This is a genomic window from Tissierella pigra (assembly GCF_018917845.1).
Lineage (GTDB): Bacteria > Bacillota > Clostridia > Tissierellales > Tissierellaceae > Tissierella > Tissierella pigra.
This window is the reverse complement of the sequence record NZ_JAHLPJ010000001.1, coordinates 841,376-856,548: the sequence shown is the minus strand read 5'-3', so window position 1 is coordinate 856,548 and position 15,173 is coordinate 841,376. Positions and strand designations below refer to the sequence as shown.

20 protein-coding genes are annotated in these 15,173 nt (G+C 30.0%); all 20 read right to left on the bottom strand.

Translation table 11 applies throughout. From position 1 onward, the window contains the following. Window positions 1–43 precede the first annotated feature (43 nt). Entirely contained in the window at window positions 44–853 is an 810-nt protein-coding gene (locus tag KQI41_RS04140) for an ABC transporter permease (RefSeq protein ID WP_154439275.1), read from the bottom strand. After that, window positions 850–1,743 (bottom strand): ABC transporter ATP-binding protein, encoded by an 894-nt coding sequence (locus KQI41_RS04135; protein WP_154439276.1) that lies wholly within the window; start codon window positions 1,741–1,743, stop codon window positions 850–852. The genes KQI41_RS04140 and KQI41_RS04135 overlap by 4 nt, the downstream gene beginning before the upstream one ends. Window positions 1,744–1,775: 32 nt before the next feature. Then, on the bottom strand, window positions 1,776–2,561 hold the full coding sequence (locus KQI41_RS04130; protein WP_154439277.1) for a GNAT family N-acetyltransferase: 786 nt from the start codon (window positions 2,559–2,561) through the stop codon (window positions 1,776–1,778). A 137-nt stretch (window positions 2,562–2,698) separates the two neighbouring features. Continuing rightward, entirely contained in the window at window positions 2,699–2,914 is a 216-nt protein-coding gene (locus KQI41_RS04125) for a hypothetical protein (RefSeq protein ID WP_154439278.1), read from the bottom strand. Beyond that, window positions 2,914–4,020, bottom strand: a complete 1,107-nt coding sequence (locus KQI41_RS04120) for a GerAB/ArcD/ProY family transporter (protein WP_154439279.1) — start codon at window positions 4,018–4,020, stop codon at window positions 2,914–2,916. The genes KQI41_RS04125 and KQI41_RS04120 overlap by 1 nt, the downstream gene beginning before the upstream one ends. Continuing rightward, on the bottom strand, window positions 4,021–5,193 hold the full coding sequence (locus KQI41_RS04115; RefSeq protein ID WP_154439280.1) for a Ger(x)C family spore germination protein: 1,173 nt from the start codon (window positions 5,191–5,193) through the stop codon (window positions 4,021–4,023). It lies immediately after the preceding gene. Window positions 5,194–5,219: 26 nt separating this feature from the next. Further along, the gene (locus KQI41_RS04110) at window positions 5,220–6,788 is read right to left on the bottom strand and encodes a spore germination protein (protein ID WP_154439281.1); all 1,569 of its coding nucleotides are present in this window, start codon (window positions 6,786–6,788) and stop codon (window positions 5,220–5,222) included. A gap of 113 nt (window positions 6,789–6,901) precedes the next feature. Beyond that, window positions 6,902–7,420 (bottom strand): GNAT family N-acetyltransferase, encoded by a 519-nt coding sequence (locus tag KQI41_RS04105; protein ID WP_154439282.1) that lies wholly within the window; start codon window positions 7,418–7,420, stop codon window positions 6,902–6,904. Between the two features lie 20 nt (window positions 7,421–7,440). After that, a complete protein-coding gene (locus KQI41_RS04100; protein WP_216584916.1) occupies window positions 7,441–7,980 on the bottom strand; it encodes a GNAT family N-acetyltransferase in 540 nt (179 codons plus the stop codon). Window positions 7,981–8,021: 41 nt separating this feature from the next. Next, window positions 8,022–8,582, bottom strand: coding sequence for a DEAD/DEAH box helicase family protein (locus KQI41_RS04095; protein WP_154439284.1), 561 nt, complete (start codon window positions 8,580–8,582; stop codon window positions 8,022–8,024). Between the two features lie 40 nt (window positions 8,583–8,622). Next, window positions 8,623–9,474 (bottom strand): MBL fold metallo-hydrolase, encoded by an 852-nt coding sequence (locus KQI41_RS04090; RefSeq protein ID WP_154439285.1) that lies wholly within the window; start codon window positions 9,472–9,474, stop codon window positions 8,623–8,625. A gap of 159 nt (window positions 9,475–9,633) precedes the next feature. Beyond that, a complete protein-coding gene (locus KQI41_RS04085) occupies window positions 9,634–10,050 on the bottom strand; it encodes an NUDIX hydrolase (RefSeq protein WP_154439286.1) in 417 nt (138 codons plus the stop codon). A gap of 69 nt (window positions 10,051–10,119) precedes the next feature. After that, on the bottom strand, window positions 10,120–10,656 hold the full coding sequence (locus tag KQI41_RS04080; protein ID WP_154439287.1) for a GNAT family N-acetyltransferase: 537 nt from the start codon (window positions 10,654–10,656) through the stop codon (window positions 10,120–10,122). Window positions 10,657–10,707: 51 nt separating this feature from the next. Further along, on the bottom strand, window positions 10,708–11,079 hold the full coding sequence (gene mtnN / locus KQI41_RS19070; protein WP_216584915.1) for a 5'-methylthioadenosine/S-adenosylhomocysteine nucleosidase: 372 nt from the start codon (window positions 11,077–11,079) through the stop codon (window positions 10,708–10,710). After that, a complete protein-coding gene (gene mtnN / locus KQI41_RS19065; protein WP_216584914.1) occupies window positions 11,057–11,395 on the bottom strand; it encodes a 5'-methylthioadenosine/S-adenosylhomocysteine nucleosidase in 339 nt (112 codons plus the stop codon). Before mtnN (KQI41_RS19065) ends, mtnN (KQI41_RS19070) begins: the two co-directional genes overlap by 23 nt. Window positions 11,396–11,437: 42 nt before the next feature. Beyond that, complete coding sequence (locus KQI41_RS04065; protein ID WP_154439288.1) at window positions 11,438–12,007, bottom strand: class I SAM-dependent methyltransferase; 570 nt, start codon at window positions 12,005–12,007, stop codon at window positions 11,438–11,440. Between the two features lie 45 nt (window positions 12,008–12,052). Next, the gene (locus tag KQI41_RS04060) at window positions 12,053–12,601 is read right to left on the bottom strand and encodes a GNAT family N-acetyltransferase (RefSeq protein WP_154439289.1); all 549 of its coding nucleotides are present in this window, start codon (window positions 12,599–12,601) and stop codon (window positions 12,053–12,055) included. A gap of 77 nt (window positions 12,602–12,678) precedes the next feature. Continuing rightward, the gene (locus tag KQI41_RS04055; protein WP_154439290.1) at window positions 12,679–13,182 is read right to left on the bottom strand and encodes a GNAT family N-acetyltransferase; all 504 of its coding nucleotides are present in this window, start codon (window positions 13,180–13,182) and stop codon (window positions 12,679–12,681) included. A 21-nt stretch (window positions 13,183–13,203) separates the two neighbouring features. Continuing rightward, window positions 13,204–14,241: a DmpA family aminopeptidase gene (locus KQI41_RS04050; RefSeq protein WP_154439291.1), complete on the bottom strand. Its 1,038-nt coding sequence runs from the start codon at window positions 14,239–14,241 to the stop codon at window positions 13,204–13,206. Window positions 14,242–14,422: 181 nt separating this feature from the next. Next, window positions 14,423–15,163 carry a SagB/ThcOx family dehydrogenase gene (locus KQI41_RS04045; protein ID WP_154439292.1) on the bottom strand — a complete coding sequence of 247 codons (741 nt, stop codon included), beginning with the start codon at window positions 15,161–15,163 and terminating at the stop codon, window positions 14,423–14,425. Window positions 15,164–15,173: the final 10 nt, after the last annotated feature.

The window sequence follows — 15,173 nt, the reverse complement described above, 5'->3', positions numbered from 1 at the left end:
TTTTTCAGTAGTTATCTTTGATTATGATTTCGCCTTCCTATCCTTATAAAAATATTGCACCTAAGATAAATGGAAGTATTGCACCTACAGCCCATATCTTTCCTTTAGATTTTGATGTATTGTTGTTATCCAACTTAAATAAATACCAAGATAAATAATAGCTTATTATACCAGAAGCCATAAGTAATCCTAAAGAAATTATAGGGCTAAAGGAAAAACTCCCTTTTGTTACCAATGCTTCATAGGCATCCATTGCATAAGTTGTAGGAAGAAGCTTACTAAATCTTCCTACAGATTCTGGTAAAAAACTAGATGGAAACATCAATCCCCCTATTAGCATACAGGGTAAAAATAAGGCCTGTGCCAAAATTACAGTTAAAGATGTACTATCGGCTATAATACCAATTAAAAGAGCTAAACCAGAAAATGTTATGGCAGAAGCTATAAAAACTATAATCAAGCCTAAAATATTCACTGGTAATTCAGCATTATATAAGATTGGAGCTGTTATTAGTATTATAGCAGTTACTATTATTGTATGTAATATAGTAGAAACAGTTGGTATAGCAAGCATTGATAATTTAGATACTCCATTGATTTTATAAGATCTAAAAATACCACTGTTTCTTGATGTTACCAAAATATTTGGCATCCCTAAAACTGTACTGACCAATATGTTGAATATCATCATTGATGGTATTAAAATACTAATATACTGTGGATTTAGTTTTGGCATAATAGCTCCGATTACAAAATAAAATCCAAGGGGAAATATATAATTCATAAGTAGTAGCTCCTTGTCCCTTAAACCCGATTTTAAATTAAATAGAAAGTGTATTGAAAAGGCTTTCATTGTATCCCTCCTATTGAAGTTATCTCTAAAAATCTTTCCTCTAGAGATGGTCTTTCTACTCTAAGATCGATTAAACTATCTCCTTTTTCTTCTATTACATTCATTAATTCCATTACCTTAGTACCAGGTTTATCAGAATAAAAAACATAATATTCATCAACAACTATATCTGTAAGGTCCACTAAGGAAGTTCCCACTGTTCTGACTGAAATCTTAGTCTTCGATGAGCCAGAAGCTACTATCTTCTTAGGTGTATCTATAATCATGATTTTACCCTTCAATAAGATTGCGATTCTATCAGCCATTTTCTCAGCCTCCGCCATATCATGGGTTGCTAGAACTATAGTAGTTCCTTGGCTCTTTAATTCTTTCATCAAAGTATGCAGTTCCACCCTAGATTCTACGTCCAATGCAGCTGTAGGCTCATCTAAGATAAGTATCTGTGGATTGTGACATACTGCCAAGGCTATTAATAGTCTTTTCTGCTGACCTCCAGACAACTGGCTATACTGAATATTCAATTTATCCCAAAGGTCCATTCTCTTTATCAAATCATATCTCGGCTGCACATTATGATAGGCTGAAAATAACTGCATTGCTTCTTTTACAGTTATTGTTGATGGTAATCCCGATGATTGAAGCTGTACCCCTATTAAATTCTTTAATTCCTTAGAATTCTTTGACGGATCTATTCCCATAATATCAATTGTTCCGCCATCAGGAATTCGTAAACCTTCAAGACATTCTAGGGTACTTGTTTTCCCTGCTCCATTAGGTCCTAGTATCCCAAAAATCTCCCCTTTATTTACTTCAAAGCTTATTCCATCTACAGCTATAAAATCTCCATAGGTTTTTGTAAAGTTACTTACTTTTATTGCTAGATTACTCATAATATCCCCCTCTAATAGTATAAGTTTATATATTACTTCCTCAAAACATGCCAAATATCATTTCCAGTAAATCCACAGCTTCTATATAATCTTTCTGGATTCGTTGTATTATCTACTTCCCCTGAAACTATAGTGAAATTAGCATAAGGTTCTAATCTTTTTAATAACTCTGTAACCAATACCTTGCCCAATTTCTTACCATGATAAGATGGAAGTACTTGAATCCATTCCAAAGCGCCTTCCTTTATATTCATATCCAATTCGGCTATTCCAAGGGCAACAGGTTTTTCTGTTTTTTTCTCTATTATCCATATCCATAAATCTTTACGAAATACAGCATGATTTATCCATTTAGTTACTTCATTGATATTTGGTTTTATATCATCATAGCAATTACATATTAAATCTGAAACCATAGATACTTCTGTATTAATATCAACATCTCTAATATAGTAATCTTCTGGTATCTGAATATCTACAATATCTTTATTATTATGTATTAGTTTAAAATATGATTTTTTGCTCCTAAATTGTTTTTTTATACTCTCATTAATTTGAGACTCATGGACTATAATCATATTAAATAGTTGTAAATCTTCCTCATCTATATTTATATGATTCCTATCTTTATTCCAGAATGTATATAACATATTATCATTCCAAAGTTTTAAACTTTTAAGCTCAGCTTTTTCCATAGTATAATCGCTATAAAAATTATTAATCTGTTCAAGTGTTTTCCACAAAGCAGTAGCTTGAATCCTGCATGGATTATGTACATAGGCTAAAGCTAATGCCTCTGAAAGTAATTGTATCTTCATTAAAAACCCCCTCCTTAATAAGCTGAAGCAACTGTTATATAAATTATACAATATTTAAACAATAATTGTTAGAAAATTTAATAAAAACCATAAAAAACAAATAACTATAAAATTTGATAATCAAATCTTATAGTTATTTACTCATATCCTAATCCTAATACGTCTCTGACAAATTTATCTAAGGCAAGCATAATACTTGGTAGTCTGTAGTCTAATACATACAAAGTTGATAAAATAAAGGCTACTATCATTAGAAATATAGTTACTTTAAGTTCTTTATTTTTATTTGCTTTTATTAAATCTCCCAAATCCATTAATCCTACTATTGTAAATACTATTAATACATATACCATTAAATCATCCCTTTTTTTAGTTTAGGCAACTTTCTAATTTTTGCAACTATGATTGTAATAAATGGTAATATGGTTTCAAACATAAACCATTGAAAAGGTGCTGTTTTGCTTGCTGAATTCATGTGTACTATTATTGAAGGATATATACTAAAGGAATACATAATAATAATTATTCCTACACTTATAACTAAGGATTTAAAGGATTTTAAATTGAAAATATATGCAATACTCATAACTGTAACATAGTATAGTATACAAATTTTAAAAAACATAAGCATAATCAAACTAACTGCAAACAGGACTTCTATCCTGCTTAATCCAGAATATATACTTATGAGCCTAAGAGTTTCAAAGGGAGGCAAAGCGAATATCTTTATTGTATTCCCAAGTACTGCTGTATCCCTAATAACTATAGTTAATAGAGTCAATCCCCCTATTATAAAACCGTAAGTATAATATTTTCTTCTTTGCTTAGGTTCAATTTCTAAATTTGGATGAATCATTAAAAATACCATAACCTCACCAAAGGGAATAGTTGATATAATATGAGCTCCTTGAATATATATCATTCTCGGTTGATTAAGCATAGGTAAAAAATTATCTATTTTCATTTGATTCATAGTTAGAAAACTTGTGGAAATAACTATGAATATTGCAATTAATGTGAAAAACATGCTGTATCTAGTTACAACCTCTATTCCATTTCTTACAGCCCAAGCACATAACAACATGAATATTCCTAAAATAATTATGGCAGGAGTTTTTTGCATAGTTGTCTTATGTACAAAATCTCCTAAATCTTTTATATTTAAGGATGATAGTGTCATAAAAAACCATAGATACACTATTGAAAATAATTTTCCTATAATAGGACCAAAAACTATATCGTTTACTTCTACTAAATTTTTATCTGGAAATATTTTCATAATATATGTGTATATTAACAGAGAAGGTATTGAAACTATAAAACCTAATATTGTAACTATCCAGGAATCTTGTTTTGTAATGGATGTGAAAAAAGATGTCAATAGAGATGAAGATTGTAAAAAGCAAGCCACTGTAAACATAAATTGAATCCCTGAAATTTTTCCTTTATCTATTTTCATTTAATTTTCCTCTTTCATATTTAAAGAATTTACAATTTTACCAGTATCAATTAAATTTAATTCTATTTTAGTAGATAATTCAACTTCTTGATACATATCGTTCCAATTATTTTTTATTTCCTCCCATTGTTTAGGAAACTTCTTATGGAACTCTTCACCAAATCTTAAAAAATCTGCATTCAATTCTTTACTCTTGTTGAAGCAGGTTTGTATTTCTCTATTTATAACTTTTTTGCCTTCTTCTAATAATGTATCTGTTACTGCTTTAACTGTCATATTATCAAATCCCTGTATCTCAGAAATTACAATATCTCCAATAATTTCCAATGATATTATCAGCTTATTTTCATTATTAATTTCTGGTTCTAGATTATATTTAATATTACTTATATTTAAATTTGAAAACCCCTCTTCTATATCAATCTCTATAAAAGTGGTTTTAAATTTATCCATAATCCAAGTATATCCCCTAGTTTCAATTTCATTTAACTGTCCAATAAGTCCTCCATCATTAAAAATAGCCAGTCCTGATAAAAGTAATCTTAACTCTTTTTCGTGCTCCTCTAATCTTACAATTGGGATTGTAGGTGCTGTAGTTTCTTCTATTATCATAGAAACTAGATCCAGTACTCTTACTGAGTAAGACTCACTATATCTATTAGTGGCATCAACCATCCTAGTAATTCCTGAAGAAAACGCACTATCCTGCTCCATACTATTATGAAGAATATCCTTAGCTTTACCTTCTGCAACAAAAACTAATGTTTCCATACGCATATCCTGCTGTCTAAGAAAGGCATCTATATAAGGTTTAATTCCTTTTTCAGCTTGTTCTTTTCCAAATATAACTGCCTGATTATGATGCATAAACAAATCCCTAGTAACTTGTTTCTGAAGTTTTTCTATGGCAGATAATATTCCCTTTGCTTCTGTCTCTAAAATGATTGAACTATCATTAGTATTTGCCCCTTCCAAAGGGGAAGTGTTATGTTGACTTACCCTCTCTATTTGTAATATAAATTCAATTTTATCCTCATCCTCTGTTGCATCTATACCAACACCAGTTACTATTGAAATAGTATCCAACTCCTTATTATCCCAACATCCTGTTAAAATAAAAGTAATTGGTATAATTACAATAATTTTAAATAATATCAGCTTTTTAATTACCATATATTTACCTCTATTTTTCTATATTATTATTTTTTTCCATTTGGAGGAATAAAAGTCTTTTTCCTTTTTTCATCTATATAAGATAATCCTTTTGGTCTATCTTCCATAACCCATAGGGGTAATCTGACAAAGCTGTCTTGCTGATCCCTTGAAAACTTTACAGAGGCAAAATATGGTATACCAAAAGGCTCTAATATGGCTAAATGTATAAGCACACCTAAAAATCCTACAGATAATCCAAATCCACCTAATGCAGACGCTAGAAACATCATAATTATCCTAAGTATAGAAATAGAATCTCCTTGATCTGGTATTATAAATTCAGATACAGCACCTATTGCAACTGTTATTACCATAGGTGCTCCTACTATTCCAGCAGAAACTGCTGCATCTCCCATGATTAAAGCACCTACTATACTAATTGCTTGACCTACAGGACGTGGTAGTCGGAGTCCTGCTTCTCTTAATATTTCAAATGATATAACCATTATTAGTGCCTCTATTATAGCAGGGAATGGAGTTGCCTCTCTGGCTTTTGCTACTGTAAACAAAAGAGTCGTTGGAATCAATTCTTGATGAAAAGTTGTTAATGCAATAAAACCTGGAACTGCATATATTGCAATAAAATATGCAAAAAATCTCATTAGTCTAATAAGAGAGGCGTATATTGGCCTTACATAATAGTCCTCTGCACTTTGAAAACTTTCCACAAATAACATGGGAACCGTTAATACAAAAGGACTTCCATCTACTACAACTGCAATACGTCCCTCAAGTATTTTTGCGGCAATAACATCAGGTTTTTCACTATATCCTATTGTAGGAAATATAGAAAAGGGATAATCTTCAATATATTGTTCTATATAACCGGAGTCCATTATAGAGTCTACATCTATTGCTCTTAACCTGTTTCTTAAAGTTTGCAACACTTCTGGTTTTGCTACTCCTTCTATATATGCAATACATATATTAGTATATGTTTTTCTTCCAATTATCATATTTTCCATTTTAAGTTTAGGACTCTTAATTCTCCTTCTTATAAGAGAGGTATTTGTTCTAAAGTCTTCCGTAAATCCTTCTCTTGGACCTCTGACTACAGACTCTGTCTGTGGTTCTGTTACACTTCTTTTCTCCCAGCCTTTTGTACTAATAACTAGTCCTGTAGAAAGTCCATCTACTAATAATATAGTATTTCCAGAAAGACATCCTTCAAATAAATTTGAATATATACTACTTTCTGTAATATCCCCTAAACAAATAATAGATTTCTTCAAATTCATCATGGTAAAGTTCTCTATTGCATTTTCTTCAAAATTCTTATTTAATATAATAGGTTTTAATATGCTCTCTGTAATCTCTAGATTATCTACAAGTCCATCAATATATATAAGCACTCCGCTGAATTCACAGTTGCTGCCAAATATAAACTCATGTATTTTTATATCATTGCTATCACCTAAGATTAGTCTAAAAAACTCTATATTTTCAGCTAAACTCATGGATATATCTTTTTCTAAATAATCTGCATCGTGGTGTTCTTCTTTATTATAATGTTGCCACAATACAATCTTCTTCATAATATAACTAAACAGCATTCATAACAACGCCTTTCCATTATGTTATAAACAATTATTAACAGTTTCTTTTTACATTATTCAACAAATAACAAAATAGATGGCAATTGCCATCTATTTTACTCCTAAGTATTCTATGTCCTTAATCTCAAAACATAAGAATATCCATCTTCAGTTTCTTTATATTTTTTAAATCCTGCCTTTTCAAAAGTCTTCTGTGAGCTTATATTATAGGAATATATTTCATTGACATATATCTTATCAAACATAAGTAGTTCTGCTCGCTGTATTAATGCTCTAATGACTTTATATCCTATTCCCTTGCCACGATAATCTTTATGTCCTATTACTATGGGCATATCCTCTTTCCAAAATGTTACATCTCCTATTGGAATATATTTGTTTTCTTCCTTAATTTCAATAAAGTATAGTTCTCCCTTATTATTTAAATAATCATACATTCTTTTAAGTTTATCAATAGTATATAATTCAGCATCTTTCCCATCAACTAGTTCTACTGTTTCCTTATCCCTATACCAATCTAGAGCAAAATTAAATTTACCATCAAATTTTCTTAAGCGTAAATTCCTATCTATATTGATAAATTCAGGTTGATGAGTATCCTGATTATTGGATATTTCCAATATTATCATTTCCCTTCATAGTTTCTATATCATTTCCATTCTCGTTTAAGTATTCCATAAACCAAAGAATTTACATAACCATCGCACAGCAACTCTCCATCTCGAATTATACCTTCTTTAGTAAATCCTAATCTCTCTGGAATAGCTCCACTTTTAAAATTATCTTCTGCACATCTAATTTCTACTCTATTTAATTCCAAAGTATTGAAGGCATAATCAACAAATACTCTACATGCCTTTGTCATTATTCCTTTACCTACAAATCTTTCGTTTAACCAATAACCAATACTTATTCCTTTTATACTTGGATTTATATTATGAAAACCTATAACTCCCGCGAATTCTCCTTTGTACCAAATTCCAGCATCAAATCCCTTATTTTCAGCATATTGCCTTTTGCTGTTATCTATAAATGCTCTTGTATCAATTGCAGATTTTGTAGTATCAACCCATGGTAAATACTTCCTTAAATGTTTTCTACTAGAATCTATTGATTTGAATATTTCCTCAGCATATTGCACATCAACTAATCTTAATTCTATATCATTATCAATTATATGTTTAAACATTGATTATCTCTCCATTTCTTTCACTCAAATTCTAATATTTATTATAGCTTAAATCTTTCTTTAATCATTTCTGCTACTTCCAATGGCTCTAATGCTGTATTATTTATTCTAATATAGTTTTCATTTTTAATCTCACCATCTATTGAATTTAATCTATATTTCTTCATAGAACTTATTAACTCATTTTCTGAAAACTCCAGATTTCTCTTAGTAGGTTTATGCTCTAATCTAAGAGGACTCTTGTTACGTTCCAATCTTTCCTCTAATTCTGCTTCAAGCTCTACAAAATAAATCTCTCCGCCTTTTGACTTAAATATATTACAAACACTATCTACATAATCCCAATCTTCCTGCATATTAAAGGCCCATACATAAGTGAATATTAATCCTTTTAAGTCACTTTTTGCTACCTCTTCAAATATTTCTTGACGGAATAAACTAACTAATCTTTTTCCCTCCTTTGAACCATAACTAAAAAAATTAGATACCAGTTCAATGGTCATATGATTATGAAAAAGCTTTAGTCCAGTTATTTCTGCTAACTCCTGTCCAACAGTCATTTTACCAACTGCCTGTGGTCCAAATACTATAACCAATTTCATTTACTATCACCCACCTATTTTGCTTAAATAATATTTTATTCTATCTTTTAACTTTATTCATATCAGCAAAACAATTAATAAAGAAAATTTCATTTTCAGAAGGTTCTCTGTTAAATTTATCAATGAATTTCTTTATTCCATCTTCATTAGATTTGTTATTTCCCACTATTTCACTAGCCACTCTTAAATCATTCCAAAAATCAGTGATTTCTTTTCTATCACATAGGGACTCATGAGATGCTATATAATACTCTACACCATTATATCCCTCTATAAGGTCTATCATATTAAATAATTTGTCTTTATCATATCCATATAAACTATCATATCTTCTACCATATATGGAGTCTCCTAAAAACATGGTTTTCTCTTCTGGAATATATATCATAGTAGAGTCATCTGTATGAGGCCCTCCTATTGCTTTAATAATACAATTCACTCCACCTAAATCAAGCTCTAAACTGTCCTTATAGGTAATATCAATTTCCCCTATTTCAATGTCTTCTCTATCCTCAATTTCTTTTTTTATACATTCAACAGAAAACTTAGATAATATTCCATTTTCAATATGCTCTTCCAAGGACTCATCGTCCCACTTTAAATCTCTCATTTTATCAATTTCTTCTTTTGTATTCTCATGTGCAATAGTTATTAAATTCATCTCTTTTATTCCTAACACATGATCCCAATGATGATGAGTTAAAACTAAATACTTAATAGGTGCTATATCAACTTGTTCCAGTTCTTTCAAAAATTCCTTTGCATGATTTGGAGAATTTCCAGAATCAATAATCATACTATATTTTTTACCTGATATTACCCCTAATATAGGTCTATCAGTTTCATCTTTATGTTCCATATAAAAGATTTTATCAGACAGTTTATGTAACATAAATTAACCCCCTTTATTATAAATTCTTTCTATTCTTTATTCGTCTACTACTACCTAACAGATAAGCTATATACAATTTCATCATCAATAATTCTATCAGTATCTTCAAATCCAGTTATCCTGGTTTATCTCTCTAAAGCCTATATACATATATATTCCTTATATTTTATTGCAACTACTTTTGATGTCATCCCAATTCCATTTCATCATTTTTACTCTAAATACTTCGTACATCATTTGCAATGACTTTTCGTCTGTGTCTATCCATTGAAATCCATCATGTTCATCTGATAATCTTACTTCGCCTTCTTCAAATTCACATAAGTATATAATCCCTGTTATTTGATAATCCTCTCTAATTAAATTCCATGTATCTAATAATTTTATTGGTTTAACAACTAGCCCTGTCTCTTCAATCATTTCACGCTTTAAAGTTTCTTCTGCTGTTTCACCAAATTCCATTCGTCCACCTGGTAGTTCCCACAGGTTTTCTTCTACTCCTTTATTGTGCATCACTAAGAATTTTCCTTCCTTGAAGATTAATGCCTTAACTCCAATATCTATTCTCTTACCCATGATAATCTCCCCCATTTTACAATTCAAAAATTATATAAAAAACCGCTAACTCACTCTAATCTCTCATGTCTAATTAATTTCTAATCCCATAAATATGGAACTATAATACTTACCATCAATATAAAATTCTCTAGATATAATTCCTTCTTTTTTAAAGCCTAGTTTTGTATATAGATTTATAGCTGTTTCATTATCCTCCCTTACTCTTAAATTGATTTTCCTTACTACATTCCCTTTTTCTGCCCAGTCTATCATATATTTAATTAACTCTTTTCCTATTCCTAGCCCCCAGTATCTTTTAGCAACACTAATGCCAAATTCTCCTGTATGTTTAGTTCTTTGTCTAGCCCGTCCACTATAATTTAAGCTTCCAGCTATTTCATTTTCAATCTCAGCTATAAGATATATTTTATTTTCTACACCTATATGACTTTCAAGTATAGCTTCTTCCTTTTCAATGGTTATGTTAAATTCATTGTCCCCAAATGTAAGAAAATCTGATTCTCCACCTATTTTATTTACATATCTTATTAGATTTAAGGCATCTTCTTTTTTTGCTGTCCTAATAGTTAGATTTTGTCCATTTTTCAACTTTAATTGTTTCATTATATCTCACTCCAATCATTATTCCTTAGAATATTCCTTAACTATATAATATTACAACATTTGCAGCATACTCAAAACGATTTCTGCTGATTTATTAGCCGCAATAGTTTCAAAATCATTATAACTAATTGTAGCCTCATCATCAGCATTATCTGATATACTTCTGATGACCACAAAAGGTATATTATTTATATAAGCAACATGTCCTATTGCAGATCCTTCCATTTCAACACAATGTGGTGAGTAGTCTCTAAGTAGATTTTTCTTTATTTTGCTATCTTGAATAAAGCTTTCTCCGCTTATTATTCTTCCAATATGATAATTCCAATTTTCACTATAATGTGATTTACATGCGTTGACAGCAATTTCAATTAATTTTTTATCAGATTCAAAACAATCTCTATAGGGAAAACAATTTTCCATCTGAGCCCTTTCTTACATCATGATGTGTTACATTGTTAGATATTACTACATCGCATATTTTAACTGATTCATGTAATCCTCCAGCAATTCCTGTATTTATAATACTGTCTACTTGAAATCTGTCGATTAAAATTTGTGTACATGAGGCTGCATTTACTTTACCTTCACCACAGCGGGTTATGATAACCTCTTTATCATCTATAGAACCTAAAAAGAAATCAAATCCAGCAATATTATCTTCTTTATTAATATTAATCTTATTTTTTAATAACTCAATTTCTGGAGCCATAGCACCTATAATTCCAATTTTTTTCATGATTTTCACCTCTTAAATATATATTACTTAAATGATTGCGATTTATTTTTTAAATATTATTTTAAACACCTTATCTCTTACTTCCTCTTTTATTACGTTGAATCCAATACTTTCTCCAATGTCAATAAAATATTCAATATCCTGAACTTTATCTTTTCTTGAAATCCCATAGCCAGTTTTAATTAATCTAATAGGAGTTTCTATTTCAAGCTGGATTACAAAAATATCTTTTATACCACCATCATATTCTGGTATCATGGCATCCCACAAAACAAATTCTCCATTATCCTTTAATACTCTATATATCTCTTTAAAAACCTTTTCGTGATAATTATTATCTATATACATTAATGTAAAAAAGGATGTTACAGAATCAAATGTATTATCTAAAAAAGACAATTCTTTTGCATCCATAACTATTTTTAGGGGTTCTTCAGGAGCTTCTTCCAACTCATCTATCCTTGGGTCAATGGAAATTACCCTATTACCATAGCATAATCCTATTATCCCTTCTCCACCTCCGCCAATATCTAAAATCCATTGTCCCGTCAGTTCTCTTTCTACTTTTATTTTCTGATTTCCAACAACATACATTCTTTCCTCTTGATTCAATTTACTTCACCCCTTATTAGTTGGAATATGTTTTTAACACTATTATTATAAGTTACTCAATTCAAGATTCCTCCATTCTTCAAAAAGTATAGCCATGGAATACTCGTCCCAATATTTACCATCTCTAAAGAGTTCTTGCTTTAAAATTCCTTCAACTTTAAATCCACATTTCTCATAACATTTTTTTGCCCTTTCATTAAATGCAAATACATTTAATTTAATCTTATTTATATTCATTTGTTCAAATATAAACTTATTTAAAGTCCTTATTGAATCTGTACCATATCCTTTACTCCAATAGTTTTTATCTCCAATATATATTCCTATTATGGCTACTCTGTTTAACCAATTAACATTGTTTATTCCACAGCCTCCAATATATTTTCCCGTTTCTAAATCTTCTATGGCAAAATTATAAGTATCTTTAGAATTCAAAAGACTTTCAAACCATTTTTCTTCCTCCTCAAGTATCATGGGATAGGGTATTTTATTTACTAATAACTTCTTTACCTCACTGTCATTCATATATTCATAAGCCAACTTAATATCTTCTTTTTTATATGCTCTTAATTTTACTTTATCTCCGTAGTACAACAAACTCTCCTCCTTATGTTCATATAATAAGCACTTACATTACATGAATTTTTCCTTAAATAAAGACTTGAATAAAACTATACCTCTATATCATCTAAATCCCTAAACATAACATATACATCTACATATCCCAATTCTAAATGTCTATATGCTTTAGGAAGTGTACCTACAATTTCAAATCCCAAACCCTTCCATAAATTTACAGCTTTAGTATTAGTAGAAATTACAAAGTTAAACTGCATTGCCTTAAATCCTGCTTTTTTAGCCTCCTTTAAACAATGTTCTCCCATTAGTCTGCCTAGTCCTTTTCCTCGAGATTCAGACGAAACCATAAATGATGCGTTTGATACATGAGAGCCTAAATCAGGTTGATTAGCAATTAATTTATACATTCCAAGAATCTTTCCATCACATTCTGCAACATAGGATATAACCTTATTTCCAAACCAATAGTCATATGCTACTTCTTCACTAGAATTTGGAGAGAATACATAGGTGTCCCCTTTCACTACAACATCTTTAAATATATTCCATATATCTTCAAAATCCTTCTCTTCTGCTTTTCTTATATTTATATTCATACTGATTCATCCTTTCTATAGTTATATCAATTCATTTAATGAATATACTTTCTTCCCATCTCTACCAACAGAACTAGTGGAACATATTAATGAATTCAATATTGCCTCTTCAGTGGCTTCAACTATAGCTTTAAAAACTTTATTTATCTTATTTTCATTAATTACCTTAATATCAACTACATTATCTTCTTCATAATGCTTAATTATATTAGCTGTTGAAAATCCTATGACTATCTCCCCACTTCCATTGCCTGTATAACTACCAGTCCTTGATATACCAGGATATACCCTCTTTATAATTCTTTTAAGCTGTCTTGAAGATAGGGGAATATCTGTAGCCAATAGTATAATTATAGACCCTTTTTCTTCTGTTGAATTTTTTTGATTAATCTTTTCAACAAGTTTAGGTCCTATATGTTCTCCATTTAAAATAAAATCTTCTAATGAGCCAAAATTACTTAAAACCAATATTCCCACTGTATATTTTTTATCTCCTAATTCAATAATCCTAGATGATGAACCAATACCACCTTTTAAACCATAACAAATCATACCTGTACCAGCTCCAACATTTCCCTCAGCAAATTCAACATCACATTTCTCTATGGCATCAAAGATATGATCTTGTTTTATATGAAGACCTCTAATATCATTTATTACACCATCATTACATTCACATATAATAGGATTTACAGTACCTGTTGTATCTCCAATATCTTCATTTTGCTTTAGCATATATCTTATTAAGGTTTCATGTGCAACTCCTACACTAAGGGTATTAGTTAAGACTATAGGTGTTTCTATAGTACCAAGTTCTTCAATCTGAACAAGACCAGTAGATTTTCCAAATCCATTTATAATATGACTGGCAGCTATTAGCTTTTTTCTAAATATATTCCCATCATGGGGTAGTATCACTGTTACTCCAGTTTTTATGTCCCCATTATCTAAAGTTGTATGTCCTACCTTTACTCCCTTTACATCAGTAATAGAGTTATTTTTACCTATTGAGAAAGTACCTATATTTATTCCATAATCTCTTATCTTTTTATTTACCATAAATATCACCTCATAAGTTTCAAAAGTAAATTGTCTTATGATACCATATATATACTGATGAAATCAAGATTTTTTCTCAAAACCTTTCATTATTTAAAATAATTATAATAATTTAAATTTATATAGCCTCAAGTTTTCCTTACTTGAGGCTATGTAATGACTTAATAATGTTTATAAACAATTAAATTTTACTTACAGGAGCCATGTAAATTACAAACTCATCTTCTCCATCTACATCTATCATTTTATCCATAAGATTTTGGTCATATGCTGCTATGGCACAAGTACCTAATCCTAGCACTTCACAAGCAATATATAAGGCATGACACACATGTCCTGCATCTATTAACATTACCTTATGAGAACGTTTATCGTATCTCCACTCTCCTCTATATGGTATACAACTCCATATAAAATTTACTGCAGCACTTCCAGCAAATTTCTGTCCCAAAGTTCCATCTGTTATTTTATCTTTTATATTTTTTTCTTCATATAAAAATAAAAGTTTATGTTCCAATGAAAGGTATCTATAGATTCCTTCTTTAAGCCCATGTACATTTTGAATAGCCAAATAAGTTTCAAAAGGATGTCTTGCTCCAGCTGATGCCACTGGTCTTACTGTTGCATAATTATCTCCTCTAATTTCCTTTACTCCTTGAGTAGCCCATAAAAGATATGACAATTCATCTATAGTTAAAGCTTCAGTTGTATATTCACGATGACTTTTCCTATCTGCAATACAATTGTGTATATCTTTCTTAGATATAATTTCTCTATTTATTTCTGGTAAATCAATTATTTCGGAATCATTATCATAAGGTTTTTGAAGTGGTGGTTGGGGAAGTTGCTTTTTCTGGTCAGACAAAATATCTTCCATAAAACCTGATTTCATAAAATTTCTGTTTTCTTCAAATCTTTTCATTAGAATTCTC

Excerpts from the sequence above, each read along its gene's own strand:
- KQI41_RS04050 (WP_154439291.1), bottom strand. The coding sequence starts at position 14,241 with ATGGTAAATAAAAAGATAAGAGATTATGGAATAAATATAGGTACTTTC.
- KQI41_RS04100 (WP_216584916.1), bottom strand. The coding sequence starts at position 7,980 with ATGTTTAAACATATAATTGATAATGATATAGAATTAAGATTAGTTGAT.
- mtnN (WP_216584915.1), bottom strand. The coding sequence starts at position 11,079 with ATGGAAAATTGTTTTCCCTATAGAGATTGTTTTGAATCTGATAAAAAA.
- KQI41_RS04105 (WP_154439282.1), bottom strand. The coding sequence starts at position 7,420 with ATGATAATATTGGAAATATCCAATAATCAGGATACTCATCAACCTGAA.
- mtnN (WP_216584914.1), bottom strand. The coding sequence starts at position 11,395 with ATGAAAAAAATTGGAATTATAGGTGCTATGGCTCCAGAAATTGAGTTA.
- KQI41_RS04055 (WP_154439290.1), bottom strand. The coding sequence starts at position 13,182 with ATGAATATAAATATAAGAAAAGCAGAAGAGAAGGATTTTGAAGATATA.
- KQI41_RS04045 (WP_154439292.1), bottom strand. The coding sequence starts at position 15,163 with ATGAAAAGATTTGAAGAAAACAGAAATTTTATGAAATCAGGTTTTATG.
- KQI41_RS04095 (WP_154439284.1), bottom strand. The coding sequence starts at position 8,582 with ATGAAATTGGTTATAGTATTTGGACCACAGGCAGTTGGTAAAATGACT.
- KQI41_RS04080 (WP_154439287.1), bottom strand. The coding sequence starts at position 10,656 with ATGAAACAATTAAAGTTGAAAAATGGACAAAATCTAACTATTAGGACA.
- KQI41_RS04130 (WP_154439277.1), bottom strand. The coding sequence starts at position 2,561 with ATGAAGATACAATTACTTTCAGAGGCATTAGCTTTAGCCTATGTACAT.
- KQI41_RS04090 (WP_154439285.1), bottom strand. The coding sequence starts at position 9,474 with ATGTTACATAAACTGTCTGATAAAATCTTTTATATGGAACATAAAGAT.
- KQI41_RS04120 (WP_154439279.1), bottom strand. The coding sequence starts at position 4,020 with ATGAAAATAGATAAAGGAAAAATTTCAGGGATTCAATTTATGTTTACA.
- KQI41_RS04115 (WP_154439280.1), bottom strand. The coding sequence starts at position 5,193 with ATGGTAATTAAAAAGCTGATATTATTTAAAATTATTGTAATTATACCA.
- KQI41_RS04140 (WP_154439275.1), bottom strand. The coding sequence starts at position 853 with ATGAAAGCCTTTTCAATACACTTTCTATTTAATTTAAAATCGGGTTTA.
- KQI41_RS04135 (WP_154439276.1), bottom strand. The coding sequence starts at position 1,743 with ATGAGTAATCTAGCAATAAAAGTAAGTAACTTTACAAAAACCTATGGA.
- KQI41_RS04110 (WP_154439281.1), bottom strand. The coding sequence starts at position 6,788 with ATGCTGTTTAGTTATATTATGAAGAAGATTGTATTGTGGCAACATTAT.
- KQI41_RS04125 (WP_154439278.1), bottom strand. The coding sequence starts at position 2,914 with ATGGTATATGTATTAATAGTATTTACAATAGTAGGATTAATGGATTTG.
- KQI41_RS04085 (WP_154439286.1), bottom strand. The coding sequence starts at position 10,050 with ATGGGTAAGAGAATAGATATTGGAGTTAAGGCATTAATCTTCAAGGAA.